This window comes from Fibrobacter sp. (assembly GCF_017545445.1).
In the GTDB taxonomy this organism is placed as follows: Bacteria; Fibrobacterota; Fibrobacteria; order Fibrobacterales; family Fibrobacteraceae; genus Fibrobacter.
On the sequence record NZ_JAFWOM010000119.1, the window covers coordinates 1 to 6990 of the forward strand.

Here is a 6990-nt window from a genome sequence, read left to right on the forward strand (position 1 = left end):
AACAATAACGTCAGAAAGGTCACCACCATCGAGCGGCACTGCAGATACACCATCAGCCCACACGACCTTGGATTTACCCTTATCGTTACTATCATCGTAGCCGAACCAGTAACCAGAAGTTTCAGAACCGTTATCAAGGCCCGTTACAACCTGCGGAGCACCTTGGGCGCCGTCCCACACATCAAAGGCGAAAGCCGAAGAAGCAGCAAGAAGAGCCGCCGCAATTGTGAGTTTCTTATTCATAATTCTCTCTCTTTTTTTAATTGTTTAGCCCATTTTGGGTAGTTCGCTCAACAATATATTTTTTTTTTGCAAAAAATGCCATACCAAAAAGGCCTTGAAAAAAAAATTTACACAATCATGCCAAAACTATAGTTTTGGCTTAATTCGAGGATTCGAGAGCGTTTTCATACCATACAAACTAAAATTGAACAACTTACTGTGCTCTACATCACAATTAAAAGAGACACACCCCATTTATTACATTCAGGTATTTTCTTTTAACTCGCAGAAAACTACATTACTAATAATACCCCCGTGTTCAACGGTAAACAAAAAATTAAGCTAAATAGTTTACTATCTTGATTTTAATTAGATAATTTTTGTCAAAAAAACAAAAGGAAAAATACTCATGAAGTTGACAAAGCTACTGACAAGCCTTCTGGCAGGCGCGGCAATATCCGCCTTCGCTGCCGATGCCCCGATTGCAGTTCCGAAAAAAGCCGGTCCCGTATCTTATTACGGTGCCCTCCACACCAACGGAAACAAGATAGTCGGCGCAAAGAACAACCTGCAAGTCATGCTCCGCGGCGTAAGCCTTTTCTGGTCAGACGCAACCGGTGCGGCATACTACGACCCGACAGTCATTTCATGGGCTGTAGATAACCTTAAGATCGACGTGTTCCGCTACGCCATGGCCATCGAATATTACGATTCCGATGGAAGCACCAAGAACAAAGTGGACGCAGGGAACTCTTACAAGGGCGATCCGAGTGGCCAAATGAAAATGATTGACAAGATGGTCAAAGCAGCCATCGAAAACGATGTCTATATCATCATTGACTGGCATAGCCACAGAGCCCATCTCGAAACAAGCATCGCCAAGGACTTCTTCAAGACCGTTTCCGAGAAATACAAAGACGTCCCTAACGTCATTTACGAAATCTACAACGAACCGGTAAGCGGCAGCGGCGGTGACTGGGGAAACGTCAAAAGCTACGCCAACACGATTTGTCCCCTCATCCGCGCCAACACGGATAACTTGATTATCGTGGGTACGCCGAACTGGTCACAGCACCCAGAACAGGGCGCAAGAGACCCCATCAACGCGAAAAACATTGCATACGTATTGCACTTCTACGCCGCAACACACTCCAAGGGTAGCTATGGCGGAAACGTTTCGAGCGCACTCAGCGCCGGCTATCCGGTATTTATCAGCGAATGGGGAACAACCAACGCAGACGGTAACGGAGACCCGAACACCAGCGCCTCCAGCGAATGGACCAGTTTCATGGACCAGAACAACATTCCGAACTGCAACTGGAGCTTGCGCCAGCAAACCTCCGATGTAGATAAGAAGAGCGAAAAGTCCGCCATATTCGCAGGGGACAAATCCCTCCACACGATAGCGGAACTCGATGCAGCAACTTACACCTCTTCGGGCAACTTCATCAAGAGCTATCTCACCAAGAACGCCCGTTCCTGGGCAGACACCCTCGTCAAGGGCAAGAACAGCGGCAGTTGCGCTTTCAAGGCGACAACAGCTAAACAATCCGCTGAAAAGATTTCCGGTGTGCTCAAGTCCGGCTGTACATACACATCTAGTAACGAAAAAGTGGCATCGGCTTCGGGTAGCGACATAATCATCGGAGACTACGGTTTAGCCATCTTCACGGGCAACGACGGCTCCCAGTCTGTCGTCACAATCACACAAATTGCAGGCCAAACGATCACGAACCTTGAAAATGCAACCTGTTTCTATTCGGGATCTTGCAATACAGCAACAAAGACCAGCAGAACGCTCGACTTTGACGGTGACGGAACCAAAGACTTCCTCTTGACAATGGATAGCAAAACGGATCAAGGCTCCAATTTTACACTTACGGCTCTTGACCCGACCGTCGTTACCGTCAGCAAGTCCAAGTGCACCAACAGCAACTGTTCCGGCACCCAAAAGAACGAACAGGTATGGATGTTGCACTTCAAGAGCTACGGCACAGGAAGAATCGTCGCATCGGCGGCAGCAATAACTGGTTTCCGCGCCATGCAAGATACCTTCGAAATCACTTACAAAAAAGGTGTCGATAAAATGACGAATAAATTCAAGGATCAGAAACTTGCGTTGGGAGCATCTGTCGCAGAAGGTTTCCCTGCAAAATCCTTGAATGGTCAATCACCGGTCACTTACACCTTTAACGGCAAGCCGACGACTTCTTACTTGACTTTGCAGAGTCCTGGTCTTGCGGCTGGCAACCAAAACGCGATTGTCGCTATTACAGCTACGGCACCGGAATCGGAAAACTTTTCTTCATTGGAACAAACAATCACGGTTATCATTGGCGATAGCGCTGCCGCAGTGAACATGCAGGAATACCAAGAATTCCTCAATCCGCTCATCAGCATCAAGCCGGTCCGCAAGATTGCAAACAAGCTTCAGGCTAGCATGAACGGCACGACGCTCCACTTCACGACCAAGAATACCGGTCTTGTGAACATCGACATCTATGATGTTCTCGGCGCAAGCGTGATGCAGAAGTCTGACATCTACAGTGCCGGAAGCCATGCCGTTGACTTGAAGAACCTTCCCAACGGTTCCTACACGCTGGTTGTCCGTCAGGGCAGCCACAAGGCAGCCATCCGCTGGACGAACAAGTAAGCGTTCATACAAGCGGGCTAGCCCGCTTCTTGACAAGATTTAAAAAGCTCCAGCCTCAGGCTGGAGTTTTTTTCGTTAGAAAAACTGATCCCGGCATCCCGGAATAAATCCGGGACAGGCTCAGGCCGGGATGACAATGCTAATGCGAGGATGGGATAATCAGAATAACGGAACTACGCCATTTGCACGGTAGCGTTTTTCGCCGTTGCGAATGATAATGTTGTTGCGGTTTCTTTGTACGAAGGGAGCATTTATTTTCGGAGCTGTTTTCGAAAGAGAATGAGGAATAGATGTCCGATCGCAATTTCCCATGACGAAGTTTCCGATATAAGCTTTATCGCTTTCTAAACAAGCATCATCATCTACAATATATCCTTTCTTGTAGCAATTTTTGTTGGCAAACCAAATGCAATCCTCAGGATTCGTTTCACTACAAACTTTTAATTCAACATCCAAATGCACACCAGACCAATCCGAGTGACAGCCTACGTTCGCCTCGATAGAAATTTCGTTGTTACCGTCAAACGTCATCACCGTATCGGCGCCCTTGATTTCAATCTTTCGACTAAGCACCTTCATAAAATCAATGGAATCTGGAAGCGGAACATCGTAAGAAAGCACCCCTACTGTATCCAAGTTGCCGAAATTACCCATGCCTGAAACATGAAGCGAAGCCTTCATCTTTCGCGTCAAGTTGCCAAAGCCCACATTCTGGATGCGGAGTTTCGCACGTAAAATGCCTTCGCCATAAATGACATCGTTCATCCATGATTCACGCAGCACATAACGGTAGCCCAAGTGGTCATTGATGTACTTGAAACCCGTCAGAGAATCGACACGAGCCGGGTCGTAATCAAAATCTTTTTGTTTGAACAAAGTCTTTTTCCAACTGTTAATTAAGTTGTTATTCCATTGGATGTTCAAGTAACTTGTATGCGTACGGAAGCCCTCGTAAGCAAGGAATTCCGGCGTGTTGATAACCTGATAGCCGCTCGCCGTTGTCAAAGCCTCGCCGCCGTACGGCGTGTTGATGCCGTACTTTTCGAGCCACGCGACACCTTCTTCGCGACAGATGGATGTTTTGCAATCAGCCCCCCAAGTACCGTAATCGTATTGCGTTCCCAAGTAGCCGTCGTTGAACATGCCCACGCGGTACATCGTATCGCCTTTGGCTTTCGCAATTTCTGCGAACTTTTCACCGTCAATGTGGAAATCTACGCCCCAGTTGTCAAAGCCGAGCACCTTCGCCGAATAATTGCCCGTGCGCGTGAGAATTTTGAGTTCGGGCGGAGTGTTGCGGAGCATCAAGTTCGTCGCTTCGGCAACGCGGTCGTAAGTGATGCTCGTGTCGGAATGCATTTCGCCGTACGCACCATGCATACCCATTTCTAGTGCGACAATCACGTCTGTATTTTTCGAGAGCACTGGAGCGAGCTGTTCCACATGGCGTAACACCCACTTGTGCTCCGGAGTCACGTTGCTGCGGCCATTGTACCACGGGTCATAACAAATTCGCACAATCACAAAGCCTTTGTTCTTGCGGATGTTATCAAACGTCGTCTGCAATACGTTGAGAGCGTCTTCGGTCAGGTCCTGGCTCACGCCGCGCACCGTATCGCGTTTTCCGCCTGTCGTATCAATCGAAAGCCAGGCACGGCTGCTGAATTCCGAAATTTCGGCACGGAGGTGCAACAGCTTGCCATACGGTTTTTCAATCGGCTTAGAGCCCGAGGGCTTGAGGTGCAGCACCTGCGGCGTATAGAACCCCCGGTCGTAATTGGGGAGCGTTTGCATCGCATCGGTCGTGTCGATGTCCTGCTTTACAAGGCCAGCGGCAAATGCAGAAACAGGAGCAAGCAGAATCGCTAAAGCGAGGGCAAATAATGCGGTCTGTGTAAAACGTGAAAAATGCACGGTACCCCTCCAATGAGAAAAGCATCTGAGAACGAATCATATCCGTAATATATAATAAAAGACTAAAAACGAAGGATGAAAAACGAAAACCCTTCCGTTTCCGGAAGGGTCTTACTGAATCAGGGGTCTCGTAATTTTTAGCTCTCGTAATTAGAACTGTGTAATGAATTCCCAACCGATGTCGGATGCCCACATTTTGCCGTTTTCACGCATATCCCACTGGTGGCCGCCATTAAACGTGCACCACTTCACAGGGAAACGCGGATCGACCGTCTTGTAGTCATAGCACACATGGTTGCCTCCGGTGTACTCGGTCGCCTTTTCGCTTGTGCAGTCCGTATGGCCTTCAGGACCGTTGTTCCTCAAAATCCTGTCGCGGGCGCTACGTCCCATGCTCGGCGGGCACGTGCCATCGCTCAGGCCCACAGTTCCCATCCAAGCGATAGGCTTACCGGAGTTCTTCGGAATGTAGATGACCTGGTCAGCAGTCGCGAACACCACTACGCCACGCAAACGATGCTGGAACGTTTGAGCAAGCGAGTTCGAGTACATGGCGCCAAAGCTAAAGCCGGAGGAGAACACGCGCGACGTATCGACGCAGAGGTTCTCGTTCAGGTAAGTGAGGATTTCGTCAAAGAAGAGGTGGTCCTTGTTGTCACCGCAGCGCCATGGCATCTGGTCCGTGTAACCATGCGGGGCCACGAAAATCGTATTCTTTTTATCCTTGTCGCGATAGCCGTAATAATGTTCGTTCTTTGCGACGTTCTGAGCGGAACCGCCCATGCAGTGCATGCCGAACACCAAACGGTAAGGCTTGTTCTTGTCGTAATTTTCAGGGAGGTCAAGATAAACTTCGTGCTCGATTCCACCGCCCTTGAACTTGAAGTAATTCTTGAGCGTGTTGTCCTTGCCGCAGCCCTTGCTCGGCGTAGGTTCGTTCTTCAGCGGATAGCCAAATGCGTAAGTCTGTTCCGTGGCAATTTTCGTGAGCTTCACATCGACAGTCGTATCGAGCGTGCCCAGCGGAACGGTGAGCGTGTCATAGCCTTCTGCAACAAAGCGGAGCGCTTCGCCCTTCTCGGCTTCCTTCATGAGGGCGTTTCCGCTTGCCCGCGAGCCGATGGAACTGCTGAAGCCCCTGTCCGTCGTGAACTTGAAGTTCTGCTTGGCATTGCCTACAGAAACTTGAGCAAAATACGTGCCACGAGCTTCGATGCCCTTGCTCAAATCATACGTCCCCGATCCCTGCAAAAACTTTTTGAAAACCTGGTTTCCGAGAGAGTTGTAAATTTTCACCTGCACTGGCGAAGTACTGCTCTGGGAATAAGACAGAATACCGTTGTTAATGCTGATGTACCCGACGGAATTTCTGAAAGCAGGATGAATAGCGACACCCGGCGAATCCGCAGGCGGTGTTGTTATCTCGTCTTCGTGAATTGTGAACTTGCCCTGACGATCCGTCGTGGCATTCTTGCCTTCCTTGAGGAGGCTCACCGCGACACCCTTGAGGGCCTTGCCCTGGTCGTCGGAAACGGTTCCCGTTATGGTGTAAGCTGATGCTGAGCCGCAGAATGCTAGAAGACAAGCGGCGCCCAACAGTTTTGGTGTTTTGGTAATCATTCGTACTCCTTATTACCAAACACCTCAGCACCAGACTACTCAATACAAATTAAAATAATTTCGACCGTGAGAAAAAAACACACGCACCGCTTCGTAGTCATGGATAAATTGTCCATAAAAAGATTTTTACATTTACATATTTCTAAAAAAGTACATCTAGGTTACACAAACAAAAAACCGCAGCGGAATTGCTGCGGCTTTTCTAATAGTTGCGGGACCTGTTATAAACAACTGATCCCGACACAAGGCCGGGATGACAGTTCGCATAGGATGACACAATTGGCGATGCCGGAACAAGTCCGGCATGACAAATTGTGTTACTTCTTGCTACGATGGCTGTTCTTGATCCATTCGGTCTTGTGGACTTCCGGGATGTCGTCGAGCAAGCGGAGCGTATGCGGTTCGTTCGTGTTGTCGAGCACTTCAGCAGGAGTACCCTGGTTCACGATCTTACCGTCGTGCATAATGAAGATACGGTCAGAAACGTAGTTTGCAAGACCGATATCGTGAGTCACGAACACCACGGTCATCTTCAGCTCGTCTTTCAACTTGCGGAGGTAATCGAGGATGTTTGCACGCAC

At 48.9% G+C, this 6990-nt stretch carries 3 protein-coding genes and 2 pseudogenes; 1 reads left to right on the plus strand and 4 read right to left on the minus strand.

Annotated features, from left to right (window positions below; genetic code table 11):
- A pseudogene (locus IKG78_RS13240) lies at positions 1-243 on the minus strand (T9SS C-terminal target domain-containing protein); the annotation flags it as partial.
- Between the two features lie 388 nt (positions 244-631).
- Between IKG78_RS13240 and IKG78_RS13245 the strand changes: the two are divergent.
- On the plus strand, positions 632-2875 hold the full coding sequence (locus IKG78_RS13245) for a cellulase family glycosylhydrolase (protein WP_290944271.1): 2244 nt from the start codon (positions 632-634) through the stop codon (positions 2873-2875).
- A 159-nt stretch (positions 2876-3034) separates the two neighbouring features.
- Here the strand turns inward: IKG78_RS13245 and IKG78_RS13250 are convergent, their stop codons facing one another.
- From IKG78_RS13250 to IKG78_RS13260, 3 genes and pseudogenes are all read right to left on the minus strand, one after another.
- Positions 3035-4789 (minus strand): DUF4832 domain-containing protein, encoded by a 1755-nt coding sequence (locus tag IKG78_RS13250; protein WP_290944274.1) that lies wholly within the window; start codon positions 4787-4789, stop codon positions 3035-3037.
- A 150-nt stretch (positions 4790-4939) separates the two neighbouring features.
- On the minus strand, positions 4940-6409 hold the full coding sequence (locus IKG78_RS13255) for a T9SS type A sorting domain-containing protein (protein WP_290944276.1): 1470 nt from the start codon (positions 6407-6409) through the stop codon (positions 4940-4942).
- Positions 6410-6726: 317 nt separating this feature from the next.
- Positions 6727-6990, minus strand: a pseudogene (locus tag IKG78_RS13260) (ABC transporter ATP-binding protein); the annotation flags it as partial.